The organism is Rhodoferax sp. RT5P35 (assembly GCF_056521385.1).
In genome coordinates this window covers 1-1,868 of sequence record NZ_JBWMAX010000055.1, presented here as the reverse complement: position 1 = coordinate 1,868, position 1,868 = coordinate 1, and the positions used below count along the sequence as shown (strand labels likewise).

Here is a 1,868-nt window from a genome sequence, read left to right as displayed (position 1 = left end):
AGGGCTGGCGTTGTTTGAGCGCCAGCGAGTTTAGCCAAACCCCGCCCAAAGCGAGCACCGCAGGTTCCCGTAGCGCCAGCGGAGGGCGCAGACAGTTGGGGCGCCTTTCTTTGGGTTACTTTTGGTGTTCACCTAACTTTGCTTCGCAAAGTGAGTGAACCCCGCGTGCAGAGCACGCCATTGCGCAAAAGAACAAGTGACTGCGCCGCCGGGCACATCACGCGGCCGACGATGCAGGCAGCCACACAGAAAACGTCAACGCCAATCCGCCAATAGGGGTCGGAGCCTCATGGCACTAGGATAAGCCCCGCCGCATGCGAATCGCCGCTCTGGCTGCTGTGCGAGGCACGTTCAGCAGCGGCAACGGTTTGAGTCTTCGCTTCTTAGCCCTGGGCTCAATCCGTCCCGGTTGCTGCACCAGCTTGAGCGTCGCTATGCTGCGCAACAAGATATTGCACAGCCCCGCAATTGCCTTAGCAGAGCTGCCTATGAGCTGTTGCGCAAACCCATTCAATAGGCGCTTCGCACTGGCAAAACTAAGCGCCCGTGGTAGCACGTCGGCCAGCACTGCACTGGCACCCATGGTCCAGCGCACCAGGTTGAAGGCCAGCATGTAGGCAGCGATCTCTTTGTCCACCATTTCGCTGGATTTGCAGCGCAGTACATCCATCGCCATGGTGGCTTTGAGCGAGCGAAAGTCCACCTCGATACTCCAGCGCATACCGTATAGCTGGTCCAGTGCCTGCGCACTGGTGCAGCGTGCATCGCACAAGGTGCTCACCACCACCCGTCCTTGCACCTCAATCTCGCGTATGCGCAGCGTCTTCGGTAGTGCGGCGTACTCGCTGTGGCCCATCCATTCAGGTCTTGGCGGGCGCCGCCACTGGACGATATGGTCACCTCGGCCCAGTATCTGGCCCTGCGCAAAGTCGCTACTACGCCTGCCGTGCTGGGCCATGACGACATCGCCACCCCGGCTCTGGATAGCCTGGATGAGCCACCAAGTCGCCAGCAATGCATCGGCCAGAACAATATCACCGGGTTGGATGTGCCCCAGCAAACCGTACAGCACGGTTTGCTCCCCCGTGCCTTTGCCGCGCAGAGCGGTCAAGTCGTAGGCCAGTACGGCCCCGCTGGCCAAGCCGATCAGGGCTCCGATGCGCACCATGGGGAAGCCCACTCCCACCGCTTGGCTGCGGCTTTGCGGGTACGCGGCTTGGTTGCTCATGGTGTCGGGCATGGATACGCTGGTGCCGTCAAAGAGTTTGACGCAGCGCCCCTGCCAGCGCCAGGCTTTGGGCGCTAAAGACTCCAGGCGCTGCCCCAGCAGAGTGCCCAGATCACTGACTAGGGCCTTGGGTAGGCGCTTTCTGGCTTGGCAGTAGCTGGCGTTGTTGGCAGAGCATGGCCGATGGCCTTGGCTTACCTGCTGGGCCAGGTGACTGGCGGTAGCCGTTTGGCAGACGGGGTCGGGGCTGAGAACTTGACCGATGAACAGACCCAGTGTGGTCAGTGGTGGGTACAAGCGCTGGCGTACTGCGCCGGGCTGGCGGTCGGCTATCGCACAGATGTCTTGGATGCTGAGTGCTTGGCCCAGTCGCCCCGTGTGGGCGTGGCCAAACTGTTGGCGCAGCCTTTGGGCGGCTGCATAGTTCTTCGATTTGGTATCCTGCAACTGGGCTGAGTCCTTTTGATTTCTGGTTCGTTTTGCAACTCCAGACTATCACTGTCAGCGGCTCTGCCCACCCCTTGCTTGCAGGGCAATTCTTCTTATCCTAGTGCCATGAGGCTCCGACCCCTATTGGAGGGTTGACGTTGACGTTTTCTGGGTGCCTGCCAGCATCCCCGGCCGGGAGTTGCGCCCGGCG

General features: G+C 61.1%; 1 protein-coding gene. It reads right to left on the bottom strand.

Annotated features, from left to right (window positions below):
• Nucleotides 1–295: 295 nt before the first annotated feature.
• Nucleotides 296–1,675: an IS4 family transposase gene (locus AC097L_RS23465; RefSeq protein ID WP_479589148.1), complete on the bottom strand. Its 1,380-nt coding sequence runs from the start codon at nt 1,673–1,675 to the stop codon at nt 296–298.
• Nucleotides 1,676–1,868 lie beyond the last annotated feature (193 nt).